Source organism: Alsobacter sp. KACC 23698, assembly GCF_045348435.1.
Taxonomy (GTDB): domain Bacteria; phylum Pseudomonadota; class Alphaproteobacteria; order Rhizobiales; family Beijerinckiaceae; genus Alsobacter.
Map to the genome: position 1 here is coordinate 5,028,145 of NZ_CP157484.1, position 19,988 is coordinate 5,048,132.

The following is a 19,988-nucleotide window of genomic DNA, read 5'->3' on the forward strand; positions in this document are numbered from 1 at the left end:
CGGTCCGGATTGGGCGAAGGGGCGACGGAGCGACGATCACGGCAGAAGCTTGTAGCCGCCGGCTTCGGTGACCAGGATCTGCGCGTTGGAGGGATCGCGCTCGATCTTCTGCCGCAGCCTGTAGATGTGGGTCTCCAGCGTGTGCGTCGTGACGTTCGAGTTGTAGCCCCAGACTTCGGCCAACAGCACGTCGCGCGTCACCACCTTGCCGTCGGCCCGGTACAGGAAGCGCAGGATCGCGGTCTCCTTCTCGGTGAGCTTCAGCTTCGAGCCGCTCTGCGCGACGAGGAGCTTGGCGCTGGGCCGAAACGTATAGGGGCCGATGGTGAAGACGGCGTCCTCGCTCGCCTCGTGCTGGCGCAGATGGGCGCGGATGCGCGCCAGCAGGACCGAGAACCGAAAAGGCTTCGCCACATAGTCGTTCGCGCCCGACTCCAGCCCCAATACGGTGTCGGACTCCGTATCGTGGCCGGTCAGCATGATGATGGGCGACCGGAAGCCGTTTCGGCGCATGAGCTTGACGGCCTCGCGTCCGTCCATGTCCGGCAGACCCACATCCATGAGGGCGAGGTCCACGCGGTCGTCCCTCACCATGGCGAGCGCCTTGGCGGCGGTGTCGACGGTGCGGGGTGCGAATTCCTCGTGAAGGGCGAGCTGCTCGGCGAGCGCCGCGGCGAGTTCGGTGTCGTCGTCGACGACCAGGATGCTGCGGACGTTCGACATGGCGTTCCGCTGGTTGGGCGCCCGTGAGACGCCAGGTTGGCGCCCATCGCGCAAAGATGCTTCAAGTAGCGCAGCCGCGGCATGCGCCGCAACCCGCCGCCGCCGCGCAGCCTGCGCGCCGCCCTTAGGGGATCGAGAGTGACACGGCCGAGCATGCTGCGCCACATCCGCGTCTTGCGGCGTCCGGGCGATCCCAGGAGAGGGCTGTTGATAACGGACGGACGCCCCATCCCATGCGCGCTGGGCCGGGGCGGCGTCACCCGCCGCAAGCGCGAGGGCGACGGCGCCACGCCGGCCGGCGCGCTGCGGCCGGTGCAGGCCTTCTACAGGGCCGACCACGGCCAAAGGCCTCGCTGCATGCTGCCGCTGCGCCCGATCCGAGCCCGGGACGGCTGGTGCGACGACACGCGTGACCGCAACTACAATCGGGCGGTCACGTTGCCTTACCCAGCCGGCTGCGAAACCATGCGACGTCCCGACGCGCTTTACGACATCGTCGTCGAGCTCGACTGGAACCGGAAGCCGGCCGTCCGCGGGCGGGGAAGCGCCATTTTCCTGCATGTGGCGCGGGACGGCTTCCGGCCCACCGAGGGGTGCGTCGCGATCAGGATCGCCGATCTGCGCAGACTGCTGCCCCGCCTGTCCGGCCGAACCCGCTTCGTCATCTCCTGACCCGAGGACGCCTTGACCTCCGCCCAACCCGGTCTCCTGTTCGATCTCGACGGCACCCTGGTCCATACGGATCCGGTCCACATGAAGGCGTTCAACCAGATGCTGGAGCCCTTCGGCCGGCAGGTGGACGAGGCGTTCTACAAGGCCCACGTCATGGGCCGGCAGAACGCGGCGATCATGCGCGACATCTTCCCCGACATGCCGGAGGCGGAGCGGACGCGCCTCGCGGACGCCAAGGAAGCGGGCTTCCGTTCCATGGCCGGCCTGCTCGAGCCCTTGACGGGCCTGCTGCGGCTGCTTGCGGCCGCCGAGCGGGCGCAGGTTCCCTGCTGCATCGTCACCAACGCCCCGCGCGCCAATGCGCGGCTGATGCTGGAGGCCCTCGGCCTCGCCCGACGCTTCGACGTCATCGTGATCGGCGACGAGATGGAGCAGGCCAAGCCCCATCCCATGCCCTACCTGACGGGCCTTGCGCGGCTGGGCTCGGACGCGGCGCGCTCTGTCGCCTTCGAGGACTCCCGCTCGGGCGTAGCCGCGGCCGCGGCGGCCGGGTTGGCGGTGGTCGGGCTTACGACGTCGCTGGATGAGGGCGAACTGATCGCCGCCGGGGCTACGCTGGCCGTCCCGAACTTCGCCGACGACCGGCTCCTGGACCTTGTGCGCGAGCGGACGGGCTTGCGCTTGGACGCCTGAGCGCGCGCCGGATCCTCTCAGCCGCGATGGCCGAAGATGGCGCTTCCGACCCGCACATGCGTGGCGCCCACCTGGATGGCCGCCTCGAAGTCCGCGCTCATGCCCATCGAGAGCGTCTGCAATCCATTGCGCTCGGCGATGACGCGCAGGAGCGCGAAATGCGGCGAGGGAGGCTCGTCTGCCGGCGGGATGCACATCAGCCCCTCGACGGCCAGACCCCACTGTTCGCGGCAGGCCGCCAGGAAGACGTCGGCCTCGCCCGGCGCGACGCCGGCTTTCTGGGGCTCCTCGCCCGTGTTGATCTGGACGAGCAGCCTGGGGGCGCGACCCTGCCGGGCGATCTCCTTGCCGAGTTCGGCCGCCAGGCTCGCCCGGTCCACGGTCTCGATCACGTCGAAGAGCTGCACCGCCTCGCGCGCCTTGTTCGACTGGAGCGGCCCGATCAGGTGCAACTCGATCCCGGCGAACTCCTCGCGCAGCCCCGGCCATTTGGCCCGGGCTTCCTGGACGCGGTTTTCGCCGAAGACGCGCTGGCCGGCCTGGAGCACCGGCCGGATCTCTTCGGCGTCGAAGGTCTTGGAGACGGCCACGAGCGTGACCTCGGACGGGCGGCGCCCCGCCTCCTCGGCCGCCCGATCGATGGCGGCCCTGACGAGCTTCAGCTGGTCCACAGCGTTGGGGTGATCCATCTCGTCGCCTCCCGCGGGGTTCTGGGCGCGCCCGCCAAACCGTTGACCGATAGCCGCAATCGTGTCCTAGTCCGCCAGAGGCGCACCGTGCAAGCGGGGCGACGCAATGCTTTTGTCCGCATCTTCCGACTGGAGCCCGATCTGGTCCGGAGCCGGACGACAACCGGGGCCCAAGACCATCGATGACGTCCGAGCGATATAACGCCCGCGAAGCCGAGCCCAAGTGGCAGCGTATCTGGGAAGAGCGGGAGCTGTTCCGGACCCGTAACGACGACCCGCGGCCCCACTACTATGTCCTCGAGATGTTCCCCTATCCGTCGGGCCGGATCCATATGGGTCACGTCCGCAACTACGCGATGGGCGACGTGGTCGCCCGCTACAAGCGTGCGCGGGGCTTCAACGTCCTGCATCCGATGGGATGGGACGCCTTCGGCATGCCGGCCGAGAACGCCGCGATGGCCAACAAGGTCCATCCGGCGACCTGGACCTACGCCAACATCGCGGCGATGCGCTCGCAGCTGAAGTCCATGGGCCTGTCGCTCGACTGGCATCGCGAGATCGCCACCTGCGACCCCAGCTACTACAAGCACCAGCAGCGCATGTTCCTGGATTTCCTGGCGGCCGGCCTCGTAGACCGGAAGACCGCCAAGGTGAACTGGGACCCGGTGGACCACACCGTCCTGGCGAACGAGCAGGTCATCGACGGCCGCGGCTGGCGCTCGGGCGCTCTGGTCGAGCAGCGCGAACTCACTCAGTGGTTCTTCCGCATCACCCAGTTCGCGCAGGAGCTTCACGACGCCCTGGAGGGCCTGGACCGCTGGCCCGAGAAGGTCCGCCTGATGCAGCGGAACTGGATCGGCCGCTCCGAGGGCCTGATGGTGCGTTTCGGGCTCGATTCGACCACCGCGCCGGCGGGACACGCCGAGGTCGAGGTTTATACGACCCGGCCTGACACGCTGTTTGGCGCGAAGTTCCTCGCCGTCGCCCCCGATCACCCCTTGGCGCGCGCCTGCGCCGAGGGCTCGCCCGACCTGGCCGCGTTCATCGAGGATTGCAAGCGCACCGGCACGGCCCAGGAAGCGATCGACAAGGCCGAGAAGAAGGGCTTCGACACCGGTGTAAGGGCGCGCCATCCCTTCGATCCGTCCTGGGAGCTGCCGGTCTACGTCGCCAACTTCATCCTGATGGAATACGGCACGGGCGCGATCTTCGGCTGCCCCGCGCATGACCAGCGCGACCTGGACTTCGTCAACCGCTACGGGCTGGGGGCCACCCCGGTCGTCTGCCCTCCCGACGTCGATCCGGCGTCCTTCGTGATCACCGACGTCGCCTATGACGGCGACGGGCGGATGATCAACTCCAGGTTCCTCGACGGCATGAGCACGGCCGAGGCCCGCGAGGAGGTCGCCCGCAGGCTGGAGCGCGCCACCCTGGGTGACCGGCCCGTCGCGTCCCGAAAAGTCAATTTCAGACTTCGCGACTGGGGCGTCTCCCGCCAGCGCTACTGGGGCTGCCCGATCCCGGTCATTCACTGCGAGGATTGCGGCGTCGTGCCGGTTCCGATTGCGGACCTGCCGGTCAAGCTGCCGGACGACGTCTCCTTCGACGAGCCGGGCAACCCGCTGGACCGCCACCCGACCTGGAGACACGTCGACTGCCCGCAATGCGGCAAGCCGGCCAGGCGCGAGACGGACACGATGGACACCTTCGTGGACTCGTCCTGGTACTATTCGAGGTTCACGGATCCCTGGCTCGACCAGGCTCCGACGGATCGCGCCGTGGTCGACCGCTGGCTGCCGGTGGACCAGTATATCGGCGGGATCGAGCACGCGATCCTGCATCTGCTCTACTCGCGGTTCTTCACCCGCGCCATGAAGCAGACCGGCCATGTGGGGCACGAGGAGCCCTTCGCCGGCCTGTTCACGCAGGGCATGGTCGTGCACGAGACCTACCGGACGCAGGACGGCGCCTGGGCGAGCCCCGCCGAGATCCGGATCGAGGCCGAGGGCGCCGGCCGCCGCGCGACGCTCCTGTCGAACGGCGAACCGGTCGAGATCGGCTCCATCGAGAAGATGTCGAAGTCGAAGCGCAACACGGTCGACCCCGACGACATCATCGGGACCTATGGGGCCGACACGGCGCGCTGGTTCATGTTGTCGGACTCGCCTCCCGAGCGCGACGTGATCTGGACCGAGGAGGGCGTCCAGGGCGCCGCCCGTTTCGTCCAGCGGCTTTGGCGCCTCACGGGCGAGATCGCCCGCATGGCCGCTCCTCTCGACGCTCCCATGCCGACGGCTTTCTCGGACGAGGCAATGGCGATCCGCAAGGCGGCTCACCGGGCGCTGATCAGCACCGAGGAGGATGTGGAACGGCTCCGATTCAATCGGTGCGTCGCGCACGCCTATGAGCTCGCCAACGCGCTCTCGTCCGCCATCGGGGCGGTCGACAGCGCCGAGCGGCCGGCCGACCTGGCCTGGGCCTTCCGCGAGGCGGGCCAGTTCCTGATCCAGATCGTCGCCCCGATGATGCCGCATCTGGCCGAAGAATGCTGGGCCGCTCTGGGCCACAGCCGGATGGTCGCCGACCAGCCCTGGCCGACGGCGGACCGCGACCTGGTCGTGGAGGACGAGATCACTCTCCCGGTCCAGATCAACGGCAAGAAGCGCGCCGACGTCACGGTGCCCCGCACGGCGACGCCGGCGGAGGTCGAAGGCGCGGTGTTGCGCCTCGACGCCGTGCTGCGCGCCCTGGAAGGGCGGCCGGTTCGCAAGGTCGTGGTTGTTCCCCAGAGGATCGTCAATGTCGTCGCCTGATCGCCTCCTGCGCGCCTGCCGCTCGGTCCTCGTCCTAGGCGCGCTGGCGCTGCCGCTCGGCGGCTGCCTGCGGCCGCTCTACGGCGAGGCCAAGATCGGCGGCGGATTGGTCGACGCCGGCCTGAAATCCATCGTCGTCGATCAGGTCCAGGACCGGCTCGGCCACTATCTCGTTGAGGAGCTCGGCTTCGAGCTGAACGGCTCCGGCGAGCAGGTCCCGCACCGCTACCGGCTGACCATGAACGTCCGCGAGAACGTCCAGGCCGCGATCGTCAACACGGCCACGGGCCGGGCCGACTCCGCCACCATCATGGCGACGGTCGATTTCGCGCTGGTCGAGATCAATGGCGGCCGCGAGATCATGCGCGCCAAGGCCTTCGCGTCCGCCTCCTACGATCGTTCGCCGCAGCGCTTCGCGGCGGTCCGGGCGGCCCGCGACGCTGAGATCCGCATCGCCAAGACCCTTGCGGACCAGCTCCGCACCCGCATCGCCGCGAAGCTCGCGACCGGAACCTGACATGGCGTCGCGCAAGGGCGGAGCCGAAGTCGACGCCTTCGTGCGCCGTCCCGATCCGGCCTATGCGGTGATCCTGGTCTATGGCCCCAATGCGGGCCTGGTTCACGAGCGCGCCCGCGCGCTGGCCAGGGGCTATGTCGAAAACCCGGACGACGCCTTCCAGCTGGTCCGCTTCGACGGGGATGATATCAGCAGCGACCCGTCGCGCATCGCCGACGAGGCCAACACCATCGGCCTGTTCGGCGGCCGAAGGTCCATCTGGGTCAGGGCGGGGTCGCGCAACCTTGCGCCGGCGCTGGCGCCCCTGATCGCCCATCCACCCACGGATGCGAGGATCGTCGTCGAGGCCGGGGACCTTCAGGGCCGCAATCCAGTTCGTGCTCTCGTCGAGGGCGCCCGCACTGCGATGGCGCTGGCCTGCTACGCCGATGAGGGCAGGGATTTGCCGGCCGTCATCGACATGCTGCTGAACGAGTTCGGCCTCAGCGCGGATCGCGACGCCAAGCAGCTTCTGCGTGAGATGCTCGCGCCCGACCGGCTGCTGATCCGCCGGGAGCTGGAGAAGCTGGCCGCTTATTCGCACGGATCCAAGATCGTCACCGCGGCCGACGTGGAGGCTGTCCTGGCGGATATCGGCGGGTCAGTCCTGGACAGCGTTGTGGACGCCGTCTTCTCGGGCGAGCCGGACACGATGGACCGGGCCCTGACGCGGCTGTTCCAGGAGGGCGACGACGCCAGCGTGGTGATCGGGGCGGCCTTGCGGCATGCGATGACGCTGCACAAGACGCGCGTGGCGATCGACCTTGGCGCCTCTCCCGACCGGGCCGCCGACGCGGCGCGCATCTTCTTCAAGCGCAAGGACGCCTTCAACCGCCAGCTCGCGAAATGGCGAGCGGGAACGCTGGAGAGCGTGATCGCGACGCTTCGAGACGCTCAGGCGCAGGCGCGGCGAAACGGCGGCCTCGGCGAGGTGCTGGCCTCACGCGCCTTCCTGACGATCGCGACGCGCGCCGCGAGAGCCTGACCCCAGCCCTCAGTGGCGCAGGCGACGGCAAAGCGCGTCGAGCTGGTCCAGCGTCTTGTATTTGATCCTCACGTCTCCGCCCCGGGCGCCGTGCTGGATCGTGACCACCATGCCGAGCACATCTTCGAGGGCCTTCTCCAACGCGCGGGTGTCGGGGTCCTTTTCGGACCGGGCGCGCTTGCCCTTGGTCTCGTCCGGCTCAGCGTGGGCCTCCTGCGACATCTTCTCGACATCGCGAACGTTGAGGCCCTTCTCAACGATACGTTTCGCGGCCGCCTCGGGGTCCGGCATTGTGAGCAGTGCGCGCGCGTGGCCGGCCGTCAGCTCGCCCTTGGACACCATCGCCTTGACGGGTTCCGGCAGCTTCAGGAGCCGGAGGGTGTTGGCGACATGGCTGCGGCTTTTACCGATGATGCGGGCGAGGTCCTGCTGGGAGTAGTCGAACTCCGCGACGAGCTGGTCGTAGCCCAGCGCCTCCTCGAGCACGTTAAGGTCCGCGCGCTGGACGTTTTCGACGATGGCGAGCTCCAGCGCTTCGCGATCGGTCGCCTCGACCAGCAGGATCGGCACGTCGTGCAGGCCCGCCCGCTGCGAGGCGCGCCAGCGCCGCTCGCCGGCGATGATCTCGTAGACATCGACGAGGCCCGGCAGGGTGCGGACCAGGATCGGCTGGATGACGCCCTTCTCGCGGATCGACGCCGCGAGGTCGTCGAGGTCGGCCTCGTCGAACTGTTTGCGGGGGTTGCGGGGGTTTGGCCTCAGGAACTCGACTGGCACACGGCGCTGACCGCGCGCGCGGTCGACCGCCGCGACCTCGTCTCCGACGTCGCCGATCAGGGCGGCCAAGCCGCGACCCAGGCGCGAACGCGCTTCCTCAGCCATCATGCGGCTCCCATAAGTTCATGACCGAAACGAGTCAGGCGGCCTGAAGCGCCCGTTCCCGTTGGATGATTTCCGACGCGAGCTTCAGATAAGCCTGCGACCCCGTGCATTTCAGGTCGTACAGCAGCACAGGCTTCCCGTAGGACGGCGCCTCGGAAACCCGGACGTTGCGCGGGATGACCGTGTCATAGACCTTGTCGCCCATGAACTGCCTGACGTCCTGAACGACCTGGTTCGACAGATTGTTTCGGGGATCAAACATCGTCAGCACGACGCCGTGGATCGAGAGGCTTGGATTCAGCGCCGCCCGGACCTGCTCGACGGTCTTGAGTAGCTGGCTCAGTCCCTCGAGCGCGAAGAACTCGCATTGAAGGGGCACCAGCACCGCGCCAGCCGCCACCATGGCGTTGATGGTGAGCAGGTTCAATGACGGCGGGCAATCCACCAGCACATAGGTGAAGCCCTCTTCGCCATCGGCCAGCTGTTGAGCGTGAAGCGCCGCGACGGCGCCGCGAAGGCGGTGCGCCCGGTCCTTCTCGCCGGAGATCTCCAGCTCCACGCCGAGAAGGTCCAGGGTGGACGGCGCCACGCAGAGCCGCGGCACGGCCGTTTCGAGCACGGCCTGGCGCAGCGTCGCCTCGCCGACGAGGACATTATAGGTCGACAGCCGACGGCTCTTGCGGTCGATGCCGAGACCCGTGGAAGCGTTGCCCTGCGGATCGAGATCGACGATCAGCACCCGCTCGCCAATGGCTGCCAGGGCCGTGCCGAGATTGATGGCCGTCGTCGTTTTGCCCACGCCGCCTTTTTGATTGGCGAGCGCCAGGACTCTGGGGCGAGCGCCCGAGCGGCTAAGCCGGATAGTGTCGGTCGTCATGATCCGCCTAATCTTCAGGACGCAGTCAGCGACTTCCGGCGAACCTCCCGAACAAGCACGATTCTGGCCTTCGAATCTGTGCGGCTCGCCACTGTCGACGCGTCGAATGTCCAGTATTTAGCGGCCTCGGTCAATTCATCCGCTACATCTTGACCCTTGGGGAACACCCCCGTGACAGGCCCTTTCAACAGCTCATTCGTCAATTCGAACAATCCGGTCAGGCTTGCAAGCGCCCGAGCGGTCACAACATCGACCTTTCCGACCATCTCGGGAAGGACGGACTCGATACGCGCGTTCGACACTGACGCCTGCAGTCCGAGCGTCCTGATCATCTCCCGCAGGAACGCGCATTTCCGGCCGTTGCTCTCGACCATGCTGACATGGGAGCCTGCCACGCCCTTCCGCAGAATAGCGAACACGAGACCGGGAAAGCCCGCGCCCGATCCGAGATCCACAACGCGGCTCTCGGGCGGGATATGTTCAGTTAGCTGCGCAGAATCGAGAATGTGCCGCGTCCAGACTTCGTCGAGCGTTCGGGGCCCGACAAGGTTCTTCGCGGTCTGCCATCTGATGAGGGACGCGACCAGGCCGTCGAGCAGAGCCTCGGTTTCACGTGAAACACGGAGTTCGGCCAGCACCGCCGCACGGTCAAGCATATCGCGTCGTTTCTGCTGCGAATCGACCGGACCGGCGGGCATGAGCGGCGACGATCGCCAGCGCCGCCGGCGTCATTCCTTCCAACCGGCCGGCCTGACCGAGGCTGGCGGGCCGGACCGTCTGGAGACGCATCTTCAACTCGGACGAGAGGCCCGGGAGCCCCTCATAAGTGAGGTCGGCGGGCAAAGCCATCGCCTCCTCCCGCCGGAAGCTTGCGATGTCTTTGTCCTGGCGGTCGAGATAAACCGAGTAGGTCGCATCGACGGCGAGCCGCTCTGCGACAGGACCAGCGATCGTGTGAAGCTCCGGCCAGATGGCGCAAAGCCGTTCGAAGGAGATGTCCGGGTAGGAGAGCAGCTCGTAGGCCGATCGGGTTGATCCGTCCTGGTTCAGCCGCAGACCCATGCGGGCGCCCTGCGCCGACGTCACGGTCAACCCATCGAGCAAGGCCCTGCCCCGCTGGAGGTCTGCCTGCTTGGCCGCAAAACGTCGGCGACGTTCGGGACCGACCAATCCAGCCTCGACGCCCAGCGCATGCAGCCGATCCTCCGCGTTGTCGCACCGCAGCGAGAGACGGTACTCCGCTCTCGACGTGAACATGCGGTAGGGTTCGCTGACCCCCTTGGTCACGAGGTCGTCGATGAGGACGCCCATATAGGCCTGCGTACGGTCAATGACGACGCCGTCCTGCCCCCCGGCTCGCCGCGCGGCGTTCAGTCCCGCCACGACGCCCTGCGCGGCCGCTTCCTCGTACCCCGTCGTCCCGTTGATCTGCCCGGCCAAATACAGCCCTGAGGCAGCCTTGACCTCGAGCGTCGGCCAAAGCGCCGTCGGATCGACATAGTCATACTCGATCGCATAACCGGGCCTGAGGATCCTGGCCTTCTCCAGGCCGGAGATGGTGGCGATCAGCGCCGCCTGGACGTCTTCGGGAAGCGACGTCGAAATTCCGTTAGGGTAGACGGTGTCATCATCCAGACCCTCCGGTTCCAGGAAGATCTGGTGCATCGTTCTGTCGGCGAATCGAACGACTTTGTCCTCAATGGACGGACAGTAGCGCGGACCTCTTCCTTGGATCGCGCCAGTGAAAACGGGCGCCCGGTCCAGGTTGGACCGGATCACCTCGTGGGTGCGGTCATTGGTGTAGGTGATCCCGCACCGCACCTGCTCCCGGGTGATGGCCGATGTCAGGGACGAAAAGGGCTCGGGCGGGTTGTCGCCGTCCTGATGCTCCAGGCCGGACCAGTCGATCGTGCGGCCGTCCAGTCGGGCGGGGGTGCCGGTCTTGAGCCGCCCGAGCGGAAGGTTCAGCGCCTGGAGGGAGCGGCTAAGCTGGATCGACGGCTGCTCCCCCATCCGCCCGGCCGGACGAGTCGTGGCGCCAATGTGGATGAGGCCGTTCAGGAACGTCCCGGTGGTGAGCACCACCGCGCCGCATGTGACGACGCGCCCGTCCGCCAGGGTCAGTCCCCGCAGCGCCTGGTTCGTGAAGTGAAGGCTGCTCGCCTCGCCCTCGATGACGTCGAGACCATGAGTCTGCCGCACCATGTCCTGGACGGCGTTGCGGTAGAGTTTGCGGTCAGCCTGGGCCCGAGGTCCCCGAACAGCCGGGCCTTTTCGGCGGTTCAAGACACGGAACTGGATCCCTCCGGCGTCTGCGGCCCGCGCCATGACGCCGTCGAGAGCGTCGATCTCTCGGACGAGGTGGCCCTTCCCGAGACCGCCGATCGCCGGATTGCACGACATTTCGCCGACCGTGGCGAAGCGATGCGTCACCAGCGCCGTCTTGGCGCCGGTCCGCGCCGCGGCGGTTGCCGCTTCGACGCCGGCGTGGCCGCCACCGACCACGACCACATCAAAGGAAAGAGCATTCATGGCCGCCTCATACCGAATTCCGGCTCTATGCGCCAGCGGGAGCTTGGTTCGGAGTCGAATCGATGTTTCACGTGAAACTATTTTCCGATGCAGAATGACGAGAACACCTGATCCAGGATGGCCTCTGAATTCATGGCTCCGGTCAGCTCTGCCAACGATCCCGCTGCCAGGCGAAGCTCTTCTGCGACAAGCTCCAGACCACCGGCAGCCTGCAACAGCGTGCAAGCCCGGTCTAAGTGAGAGACCGCTTCCGTCATGGCCGCCCGGTGCCGCGCACGCGTGACAAGCGACGGATCTCTCCCTGCCAGAGGAGAGGCGATCTCCACCAGTGCGCCCCTAAGATTGGTGAGGCCGGCGCCGGTCACGACCGAAATGGCGAAATCCGCCCATGGTGTTTGTTCCGGATATGAATCGATCTTGGTTCGAACTGTCTTTTGGATCACGTCGGGCAGCGCGTGCGGAACAGACACGCCGGGCTGTTCATCTCGGTCGCTCAGCCGGAGCACAACATCCGCCTCGGCTGCCCGTCGCAGCGCCTTGTCGATCCCGATCGATTCCACCGGGTCGGCGGTCTCGCGGATGCCCGCCGTGTCCACGAACCGGAACAAGACTCCATCGAGGTCCACGTCCACTTCGATCAGGTCGCGCGTGGTGCCCGGAACGTCGGTGACGATGGCGGCGTCCCGCCCGGAGAACCAGTTCAACAGCGACGATTTGCCGACATTGGGCGGCCCAGTCACCACGACGGTGACGCCGTCCCGCACCCGCTCGGCGCGGCGATCGGCGATCTGGGCGAGGAGGGCCGCTCGGACCCGGTCCAAGAGACGCAGCAACTCACCGATCGGAACGTCGTCGCCCACATCATGCTCGTCCGAGAAGTCCAGGTCGGCCGCGATGATCGCCTGCGCCGTCAGGAGCTTAGAGCGCCACTCCTGGACCGCCGCGCTGAGTCCACCCCCGTATTGCCGGATGGCCTGCGCGCGCTGGGCATCCGTCTCCGAATCGATCAGATCGGCCAATCCCTCGGCCTGTGTCAGGTCCATCTTCCCGTTATGAAGCGCCCGACGGGTGAACTCGCCCGGTTGCGCGGGGCGGACGCCCTCCATGAGCGAGAGCGCGTGCAAGACTGCGGATGTCACCGCCCGTCCGCCATGCAGGTGCAATTCCGCCACGTCTTCGCCCGTGAAGCTGGCCGGACCCTTAAAAAAGAGGACGAGCGCCTCGTCGAGCGCCACGCCCGCACCGTCCCGCAAGGTGCGGACAGTCGCCCTTCTAGCCGGGGGCAAGCCGCCGGCGAGCGTCATCAGCACGCGCCCCGAAAGGGGACCGCTGATGCGGATCACCGCGAGGGCGGCGCGCCCCGGCGCAGTGGCCAGGGCGTAGATCGTGTCGGAAGAGAGGATCTGTCCGCCCATGCGGCGTCGTCCTCGGATGGAACCGGATCCGAATCGATCCGACGTCCGTCCTCAGGTGTTCATCGAATCGAAGAAGTCGCCATTGGTCTTCGTCTGGCGCAGCTTGTCGAGGAGGAACTCGATCGCGTCGACGGTGCCCATCGGGTTCAGGATTCGGCGCAGGACATACATCTTCTTGAGGACGTCGGCCGGGACCAGCAGCTCTTCCTTGCGGGTGCCCGAGCGGGTGATGTCGAGCGACGGGAAGACGCGCTTGTCCGACACCTTGCGATCCAGGATGATTTCGGAATTGCCCGTGCCCTTGAACTCCTCGAAGATCACCTCGTCCATGCGGCTGCCCGTATCGATCAGCGCGGTCGCGATGATAGTCAGCGATCCGCCTTCCTCGATGTTGCGGGCCGCGCCGAAGAAGCGCTTCGGGCGCTGCAGGGCGTTGGCGTCCACGCCGCCGGTCAGCACCTTGCCGGAGGACGGCACCACGGTGTTGTAGGCGCGCCCGAGGCGCGTGATCGAGTCCAGCAGGATCACGACATCGCGGCCGTGCTCAACCAGGCGCTTGGCCTTTTCGATGACCATTTCGGCGACCTGCACATGCCGGGAAGCCGGCTCGTCGAAGGTCGACGACACCACTTCGCCGCGCACGGAGCGCTGCATGTCGGTCACCTCCTCGGGCCGCTCGTCGATAAGCAGGACGATCAGGTAGCACTCGGGATGGTTCGTCGTGATGGACTGCGCCACGTTCTGCAGCAGCACCGTCTTGCCGGTGCGCGGCGGCGCCACGATGAGGCCGCGCTGGCCCTTTCCGATCGGGGACACGATGTCGATGACCCGGGCGGAGAAATCCTTGCGGGTCGGGTCCTCGATCTCGAGCTTCAGGCGCTCGTTCGGGTAAAGCGGCGTCAGATTGTCAAAATTGACCTTATGGCGCGCCTTGTCCGGGTCTTCGAAATTGATCGTGTTGACCTTGAGCAGGGCGAAATAGCGCTCGCCCTCCTTGGGGCTGCGGATCTGGCCTTCGACCGTGTCGCCGGTCCGCAGGCCGAAGCGCCGGATCTGCGACGGCGAAACATAGATGTCGTCTGGACCGGCCAGGTAGTTGGAATCCGGCGATCGCAGGAAGCCGAAGCCGTCAGGCAGCACTTCGACGACGCCCTCGCCGATGATCTCCACCTCGTTGGAGGCGAGCTGCTTGAGAATCGCGAACATCAGCTCCTGCTTGCGCATGGTGCCGGCGTTCTCGACCTGCAGTTCCTCCGCAAAGGCGAGCATCTCCGTCGGGGACTTCGCCTTGAGGTCCTGGAGCTTGATTTCCCGCATGGATATGTCCTGGGAGTCGCGGCCCGTCTAAGCCGGGCGTCTGCGATAGGTGGGTGAGAAAAACGTGGGACCGATCCTGTCGGTTCCTGTCGTGACGCCGGCTGTGGCGACGGCGAAACCGAAGCGACAGCCCGAGCACCGACCACGACTGAGGGAGGCTCGCGACGGATACAAGTTTTTGGCGCAGGGCACAAGCCCCGTCGCGCCCGCAGTCAGAACGGCTTCACGACGACCAGGATGACGATGCCGATCATCAGCAGCGTCGGCGCCTCGTTCACGACCCGGAAGAACCGGGGGCTTCGAACGTTGGCGTCCGCCGCGAAGTCCTTCACGGCCTTGCTGAGAAAACCGTGGACGCCTGACATGACCAGCACCAGGGCGAATTTGCCGTGGAACCAGCCCGCCTTCCACCAGCCGCCCTGCCAGACCAGCCAGAGCCCGGCGAGCCAGCTCACGATCATGGCCGGAGTCATGATGCCCTTGAGCAGCCGCCGCTCCATGAGCTTCAGCGTCTCGGACTTGTCGGACCCCTTCACGGCGTCGGCGTGGTAGACGAAGAGCCTCGGGAGGTAGAGGAGCCCGGCCATCCAGGAGATGATGGCGAGCACATGCAGGGCCTTGACCCAGTCGTAGCTCAACCCTGGTCTCCCCGCACGAGCTTGACCAGCTGCTCGACGTTCTCGACCGGCGTCTCGGGCACGATTCCGTGGCCGAGGTTGAAGATGTGCGGCCCGCCCGAGAAGGCGTCCAGCACGGCGCGCACTCCGTTCTCGAGCGCCGCCCCGCCGGCGACCACCGTGAGGGGATCGAGATTGCCCTGCACGGGCTTCAGCGCCTGGACCTGCTCGGCCGCCCAGCGCCCGTCCACCGCCCAGTCGAGAGCGACCGCGTCAGCCCCGGTGCGCTCGGCCGCGAGGCGGTGTCCGAGACCGGAAGCGCGCAGGAATACGATGATTCGCGCATGCGGGACCTCGGCCCGCACTCCGTCGACGATGCGGCGGATGGGCCCGATGGACCAGCGCTCCAGGCCCTCGCGGGTGAGCGCCCCGGCGAAGCTCTCGAAGATCTGGACGGCGTCCACCCCGGAGCGGAACTGCCGGACGAGGTAGCGGATCGAGGCGGCGACCAGCCGGTCGATGAGCGCCTGCAGGAATTCCGGGTCCCGATAGGCCAGGAGCCTGGAGGGAGCGAGCTCCGGCGTTCCCTTGCCGGCGATCATGTAGCTCGCCACGGTCCAGGGAGCCCCGCAGAAGCCCAGCAGGGCGGTCTCCGGCCCCAGCGCCCCGCGCACCCGCTCGATGGTCTCGAAGACCGCTCCAAGCCGCTCCAAGTCGATCTCGTCGGAGAGCCTTTTCAGACCGCCGTCGAGGGTGATGGGATGGAGCCTCGGTCCCTCGCCTTCCGCGAAGGTGACCTTCTGGCCGAGGGCGTCGGGCACGACGAGGATGTCGGAGAAGATGATGGCCGCGTCGAAGCCGAAGCGCCTGATCGGCTGCAGGGTGGCCTCCGCCGCCTTGGCGGGCGCGTAGCAGAAATCCATGAAGGAGGGGGCCGTGGCGCGAAGCTCCCGGTATTCCGGGAGATAGCGGCCCGCCTGGCGCATGATCCAGAGAGGCGGTCGGCTCAGCGTCTCGCCGGCCAGCACGCGCAGGAGCGGCTTGCCGCCCGAAGGGTGATCCGATCCCACTTCAAATATCCTTTTTCTTTCTAAGATTCTTTTGTCCTTTCTTTTAGACCGCCCGCCTGCGGAACGCCAAGCGCTCCACAGGACGCCCACAGGTTCTCGGGCGACCGGCTTGGCGGCCTCGCGCTCGAAGGCCCGGAGGGACGCTCGGCGGCCGTTAACGATTCATTAAGGGTTTTGCGGAGCTTTGATGCTTAACGCTCCGCCTGCGTCGCAGCGCCTTTCGCGGTTGTCCCCGCCTGTGCGCAAAAGCCGCCCGAATCCATCCCCGTCGGGATCGTCTGTTGATCGCTGTCCCCGCGCTTGCGACAGTGTTCGCGCCCGCCGACCGGTCGGGCCGATTTGTGCCCGCCATCCACAGCGCTCCACAGCCCTGTGAATTGCGCCGAAGGACCCGGACCTCCGGGCTTCGAACCTGGGACCGCTCGCTTTGGGACGGAGCTACTTTCACCTGCATCTCGTGTCCGACGCCACGGGCGAGACCCTGATCGCGGTCAGCCGCGCGGCGGCCGCGCAGTACCAGGGCATCTCGGCCATCGAGCACGTCTATCCGCTCGTGCGCACCTCCACCCAGCTCGACCGCGTCCTGGGCGAATTGGAGGCCGCGCCAGGGATGGTGCTCTATACCCTCGTGGAGCCGGAGCTCGCGGGCCGCCTCGAGGAAGCCTGCCGCGAATTCAGCTGCCCGTGCCTGTCGGTGCTCGATCCGGTGCTCGGGCTGTTCCAGTCCTATCTGGGGACCGTGTCGACCCATCGCCCCGGCGCCCAGCATGTCCTGAACGTCGACTATTTCAAGCGCATCGACGCGCTCAACTACACCATGATGCATGACGACGGCGCATTGCCACCGGACCTGGAGACGGCCGACATCATCCTGGTCGGCATCAGCCGCACGTCCAAGACCCCAACCAGCATTTATCTGGCCAATCGCGGCATCAAGACCGCCAACATCCCGCTCGTGCCCGGGATTCCGCTGCCGCCCGGACTGGAGCACGTCAAGCGGCCCCTCGTGGTCGGGCTGGTCGCCAGCCCCGACCGAATCGTGCAGATCCGCCAGAACCGGCTCCTCACGCTCAACGCCTCCGACGACACGCCCTATGTCGACAAAACGGCCGTCACCGAGGAGGTCGCTCATTCCCGCAAGCTGTGCGCCCGCTTCGGGTGGCCCATCATCGACGTCACCCGGCGCTCCATCGAGGAGACGGCCGCCGCGATCCTGGACCTCCTGAAGCAGCACCGCATGCGCTTCATCGTGGAGTGAGGATGTCGGCTTCCCTGCTCTGGACCAGCCAGCAGCCGCTCGTCCTCGCGTCGCGCAGCGCCGCCAGGATCCACCTGCTGGCGTCCGCCGGCATCCCGCTGGAGGCCATGCCGGCCGACATCGACGAGCGCGCCGAGGAGGCGGCCGCCCGGATGCGAGACGCCGACCCCGAGGGAGTCGCTCTGGCGCTCGCCCAAGCGAAGGCGTCGGCGATCTCGCGCCTGCGGCCCGGCCGCCTGGTGCTCGGTTCCGATCAGACGCTGGCCTGCGGCGCGGACGCCTTCCACAAGCCGACCGACGCCGCCGAAGCGGCGGAGCAACTGCGCCGGCTCTCGGGCCGGCGTCACGCGCTGCATTCGGCGGCCGTGGTCATGCGCGACGACGAGGCGCTCTTTTCCACCGTGGCGACCGCAAGCCTGACCATGCGGGCGTTGTCGGAGGCCATGATCGCGAGGTATCTGGACGCGGCCGGCGGCGTGGCCTTGGGCAGCGTCGGCGCGTACCAGCTCGAGGGGCTGGGCATTCATCTGTTCGAGGCGATCGAAGGCGATCACTTCACCATCCTGGGGCTCCCGCTCATGCCGCTGCTCGCCTTCTTCCGCCAGATCGGGGCGGCCGCCCAATGAGCGAGGCCGCCCCCGGACCGGCGCCGCGCGCCTGCATCGTCGGCTGGCCGGTCAAGCATTCGCGCTCGCCCCTGATCCATGGACATTGGCTGGAGACGCTGGGCCTCGCCGGATCCTATGGGCGCGAGGAGGTCTCGCCCGAGGCTTTTCCATCCTTCCTGAAGACCCTGCAAGCCCGCGGCTATGTGGGGTGCAACGTCACGGTCCCGCACAAGGAGGCGGCTTATCGCACCGTGGAGGTCGCGACGGATCGCGCCCGCGCCCTGGAGGTCGTCAACACGGTGTGGTTCGAGAACGGCGTGCTCCACGGCGACAACACCGACATCGTGGGCTTCGTGTCCTCGCTCGACGCCGACGCGCCGGGCTGGGCGGACGGCGCCGGCCATGCGCTCGTGCTGGGGGCGGGCGGCGCGGCGCGGGCCATCGTGGCGGGCCTGCTCGACCGTCAGGTCGGGCTCGTAACGGTCCTGAACCGAACCCGGGACCGCGCCGAGACGCTGGCGCGGTTCTTCGGCAAGCGCGTCCAGGCGGCCCGCTGGGAGGACCTTTCCCAGCTCCTGCACAGCGCCGACCTTCTGGTCAACGCCACCTCGCTGGGAATGACCGGCCAGCCCGCGCTCGACGTGTCGCTCGAGGGCCTCAGGCCCGGCGCGGTCGTCACCGACGCGGTCTATGTCCCGCTGGAGACGCCTCTGCTGAGGGAGGCGCGGGCCCGGGGCGCCCGCACGGTCGACGGTCTCGGCATGCTGCTGCACCAGGCGGCGTCCGGCTTCGAGCACTGGTTCGGCCGTCTTCCAGAGGTGACTCCGGAGCTGCGCGCCCTGGTCGTCGCCGACATCCAGAAGAGCCATCCCGCATGACCTTCGTCCTGGGCCTCACGGGATCGATCGGCATGGGCAAGTCGGCCACGGCCGGGTTCTTCCGGGAGGCGGGCGTGCCGGTGCACGACGCGGACGCCTCGGTCCATGCGCTTTATCGCGGCCCGGCGGCTGCGCTCGTCGAGGAGGCCTTTCCGGGTTCCACCCGCGACGGCGCGGTGGACCGGGCGGCGCTGGGTGGGATGGTGCTGGGCGACCCGGCGGCGCTCAAGCGGCTCGAGGCGATCGTCCATCCGTTGGTCCGCGCCGCCGAGATCGCATTCCTGAAAGCCTGCATCGCCGCCTCCGAACCCCTCGCCGTCCTCGACATTCCGCTGCTGTTCGAGACGGGCGGCGACCGGCGATGCGACGCCGTCCTGGTCGTCACCGCGCCGGCTCCTGTGCAAAAGCAGCGCGTGCTGGCCCGGCCGGGCATGACCCTGGAGAAGTTTGAGGCCATCCTGGCCAAGCAGACGCCTGATTCGGCGAAGCGGGCGCAAGCCCATTGGCTGGTCGACACCAGCCGGGGCTTCGACGCCGCCCGGAGGCAGGTCCGCGACGTCATCCGCGCCTGCGCGGGCCGGCAGGGACAAGCGGGGCGCCTCCTGGCTGCGTCGGCAGGCTGATCAAGGGAAGTCGATGTCCATCCGCGAGATCGTGTTCGACACCGAGACCACCGGCCTCAGTCCGCTGGGCGGGGACCGCGTCGTCGAGATCGGCTGCGTGGAGATGTTCAACCACATCCCGACGGGACAGAACTTCCACGTCTATATCAATCCCGAGAGGGACATGCCGGAAGCCGCCTTCGCGGTGCACGGCCTCTCCAGCGCGTTCCTGGCCGACAAGCCCGTCTTCGCCGCGGTGGCCGACGCCTTCGTGGAGTTCATCGGCGACGCCAAGATGGTGGCGCATAACGCCGCCTTCGACGTCAGCTTCCTCAACGCCGAGCTGGACCGGCTCGGCAAGCCGCCGATCGAGCAGGCCCGGATCGTCGACACCCTGGCGTTGGCCCGGCGCAAGTTCCCCTTCGCGCCCGCCAGCCTCGACGCGCTGTGCAACCGCTTCGGCATCGACAATTCCCGCCGCACCAAGCATGGCGCGCTGCTCGACGCCGAGATCCTGGCGGAGGTCTATGTCGAGCTTCTGGGCGGCCGCCAGGCCGATCTCGGCCTTATGGTGGCGGGAGTGCGCAGCGCCGTGGAGCGCGCCACCGGACAGCGGCGGACGCTGGTGCGTCCCGAGCCGCTGCCGTCGAGGCTCACCCGCGCCGAGCTGGACGCCCACGACGCCTTCATCCGCACGCTGGGCGGCGAGGTGATCTGGCGCGACTACCTGCCGGAGCCGGAGGCCGCCAAGGCGGCGTCCTGAACGCGTCCAAACGCAAGAAGCCGGCCCTGGGGCCGGCT

The 19,988-nt window shown here is 67.6% G+C and carries 20 protein-coding genes; 10 read left to right on the forward strand and 10 right to left on the reverse strand.

The window, feature by feature from the left end; all coding sequences use genetic code 11:
* Nucleotides 1–36: 36 nt before the first annotated feature.
* On the reverse strand, nucleotides 37–723 hold the full coding sequence (locus ABEG18_RS24120) for a response regulator transcription factor (protein ID WP_406855577.1): 687 nt from the start codon (nucleotides 721–723) through the stop codon (nucleotides 37–39).
* 153 nt (nucleotides 724–876) lie between these two features.
* Between ABEG18_RS24120 and ABEG18_RS24125 the strand changes: the two genes are divergently transcribed.
* Both ABEG18_RS24125 and ABEG18_RS24130 read left to right on the forward strand, forming a co-directional pair.
* Nucleotides 877–1,395, forward strand: coding sequence for a L,D-transpeptidase (locus ABEG18_RS24125; RefSeq protein ID WP_406858699.1), 519 nt, complete (start codon nucleotides 877–879; stop codon nucleotides 1,393–1,395).
* 12 nt (nucleotides 1,396–1,407) lie between these two features.
* On the forward strand, nucleotides 1,408–2,088 hold the full coding sequence (locus tag ABEG18_RS24130) for an HAD family hydrolase (protein ID WP_406855578.1): 681 nt from the start codon (nucleotides 1,408–1,410) through the stop codon (nucleotides 2,086–2,088).
* Nucleotides 2,089–2,105: 17 nt separating this feature from the next.
* On the opposite strand, the gene ABEG18_RS24135 is transcribed toward ABEG18_RS24130, so the two are convergent.
* Nucleotides 2,106–2,777 carry a YggS family pyridoxal phosphate-dependent enzyme gene (locus ABEG18_RS24135; RefSeq protein ID WP_406855579.1) on the reverse strand — a complete coding sequence of 224 codons (672 nt, stop codon included), beginning with the start codon at nucleotides 2,775–2,777 and terminating at the stop codon, nucleotides 2,106–2,108.
* A 182-nt stretch (nucleotides 2,778–2,959) separates the two neighbouring features.
* Here ABEG18_RS24135 and leuS point away from each other — a divergent pair, with 182 nt between their 5' ends.
* From leuS to holA, 3 genes are read left to right on the forward strand one after another with little or no spacing between them, the layout of a single operon-like run.
* The gene (gene leuS / locus ABEG18_RS24140) at nucleotides 2,960–5,590 is read left to right on the forward strand and encodes a leucine--tRNA ligase (protein ID WP_406855580.1); all 2,631 of its coding nucleotides are present in this window, start codon (nucleotides 2,960–2,962) and stop codon (nucleotides 5,588–5,590) included.
* Nucleotides 5,577–6,107, forward strand: coding sequence for an LPS assembly lipoprotein LptE (lptE, locus tag ABEG18_RS24145; RefSeq protein WP_406855581.1), 531 nt, complete (start codon nucleotides 5,577–5,579; stop codon nucleotides 6,105–6,107). Before leuS ends, lptE begins: the two co-directional genes overlap by 14 nt.
* A gap of 1 nt (nucleotide 6,108) precedes the next feature.
* Entirely contained in the window at nucleotides 6,109–7,131 is a 1,023-nt protein-coding gene (gene holA / locus ABEG18_RS24150; RefSeq protein WP_406855582.1) for a DNA polymerase III subunit delta, read from the forward strand.
* Between the two features lie 9 nt (nucleotides 7,132–7,140).
* On the opposite strand, the gene ABEG18_RS24155 is transcribed toward holA, so the two are convergent.
* From ABEG18_RS24155 to hemE, 8 genes are all read right to left on the reverse strand, one after another.
* The gene (locus ABEG18_RS24155) at nucleotides 7,141–8,013 is read right to left on the reverse strand and encodes a ParB/RepB/Spo0J family partition protein (RefSeq protein ID WP_406855583.1); all 873 of its coding nucleotides are present in this window, start codon (nucleotides 8,011–8,013) and stop codon (nucleotides 7,141–7,143) included.
* A gap of 34 nt (nucleotides 8,014–8,047) precedes the next feature.
* Complete coding sequence (locus ABEG18_RS24160; protein WP_406855584.1) at nucleotides 8,048–8,890, reverse strand: ParA family protein; 843 nt, start codon at nucleotides 8,888–8,890, stop codon at nucleotides 8,048–8,050.
* Nucleotides 8,891–8,904: 14 nt separating this feature from the next.
* Complete coding sequence (rsmG, locus tag ABEG18_RS24165; RefSeq protein WP_406855585.1) at nucleotides 8,905–9,546, reverse strand: 16S rRNA (guanine(527)-N(7))-methyltransferase RsmG; 642 nt, start codon at nucleotides 9,544–9,546, stop codon at nucleotides 8,905–8,907.
* On the reverse strand, nucleotides 9,539–11,422 hold the full coding sequence (mnmG, locus tag ABEG18_RS24170; RefSeq protein WP_406855586.1) for a tRNA uridine-5-carboxymethylaminomethyl(34) synthesis enzyme MnmG: 1,884 nt from the start codon (nucleotides 11,420–11,422) through the stop codon (nucleotides 9,539–9,541). Before mnmG ends, rsmG begins: the two co-directional genes overlap by 8 nt.
* Nucleotides 11,423–11,499: 77 nt before the next feature.
* Nucleotides 11,500–12,837 (reverse strand): tRNA uridine-5-carboxymethylaminomethyl(34) synthesis GTPase MnmE, encoded by a 1,338-nt coding sequence (gene mnmE / locus ABEG18_RS24175; protein WP_406855587.1) that lies wholly within the window; start codon nucleotides 12,835–12,837, stop codon nucleotides 11,500–11,502.
* Between the two features lie 51 nt (nucleotides 12,838–12,888).
* Nucleotides 12,889–14,154 (reverse strand): transcription termination factor Rho, encoded by a 1,266-nt coding sequence (gene rho, locus ABEG18_RS24180; protein ID WP_406855588.1) that lies wholly within the window; start codon nucleotides 14,152–14,154, stop codon nucleotides 12,889–12,891.
* 212 nt (nucleotides 14,155–14,366) lie between these two features.
* Complete coding sequence (locus tag ABEG18_RS24185) at nucleotides 14,367–14,741, reverse strand: CopD family protein (RefSeq protein WP_406858700.1); 375 nt, start codon at nucleotides 14,739–14,741, stop codon at nucleotides 14,367–14,369.
* Nucleotides 14,742–14,788: 47 nt separating this feature from the next.
* Entirely contained in the window at nucleotides 14,789–15,841 is a 1,053-nt protein-coding gene (hemE, locus tag ABEG18_RS24190; protein WP_406855589.1) for a uroporphyrinogen decarboxylase, read from the reverse strand.
* A 427-nt stretch (nucleotides 15,842–16,268) separates the two neighbouring features.
* On the opposite strand from hemE, the gene ABEG18_RS24195 reads away from it, so the two are divergent.
* From ABEG18_RS24195 to dnaQ, 5 genes are read left to right on the forward strand one after another with little or no spacing between them, the layout of a single operon-like run.
* Entirely contained in the window at nucleotides 16,269–17,099 is an 831-nt protein-coding gene (locus tag ABEG18_RS24195) for a pyruvate, water dikinase regulatory protein (RefSeq protein ID WP_406855590.1), read from the forward strand.
* A 2-nt stretch (nucleotides 17,100–17,101) separates the two neighbouring features.
* A complete protein-coding gene (locus ABEG18_RS24200) occupies nucleotides 17,102–17,725 on the forward strand; it encodes a Maf family protein (RefSeq protein WP_406855591.1) in 624 nt (207 codons plus the stop codon).
* Nucleotides 17,722–18,585, forward strand: a complete 864-nt coding sequence (locus ABEG18_RS24205) for a shikimate dehydrogenase (RefSeq protein WP_406855592.1) — start codon at nucleotides 17,722–17,724, stop codon at nucleotides 18,583–18,585. Before ABEG18_RS24200 ends, ABEG18_RS24205 begins: the two co-directional genes overlap by 4 nt.
* Nucleotides 18,582–19,208 carry a dephospho-CoA kinase gene (gene coaE, locus ABEG18_RS24210; RefSeq protein WP_406855593.1) on the forward strand — a complete coding sequence of 209 codons (627 nt, stop codon included), beginning with the start codon at nucleotides 18,582–18,584 and terminating at the stop codon, nucleotides 19,206–19,208. Before ABEG18_RS24205 ends, coaE begins: the two co-directional genes overlap by 4 nt.
* Nucleotides 19,209–19,227: 19 nt before the next feature.
* Complete coding sequence (dnaQ, locus tag ABEG18_RS24215) at nucleotides 19,228–19,950, forward strand: DNA polymerase III subunit epsilon (RefSeq protein ID WP_406858701.1); 723 nt, start codon at nucleotides 19,228–19,230, stop codon at nucleotides 19,948–19,950.
* Nucleotides 19,951–19,988 lie beyond the last annotated feature (38 nt).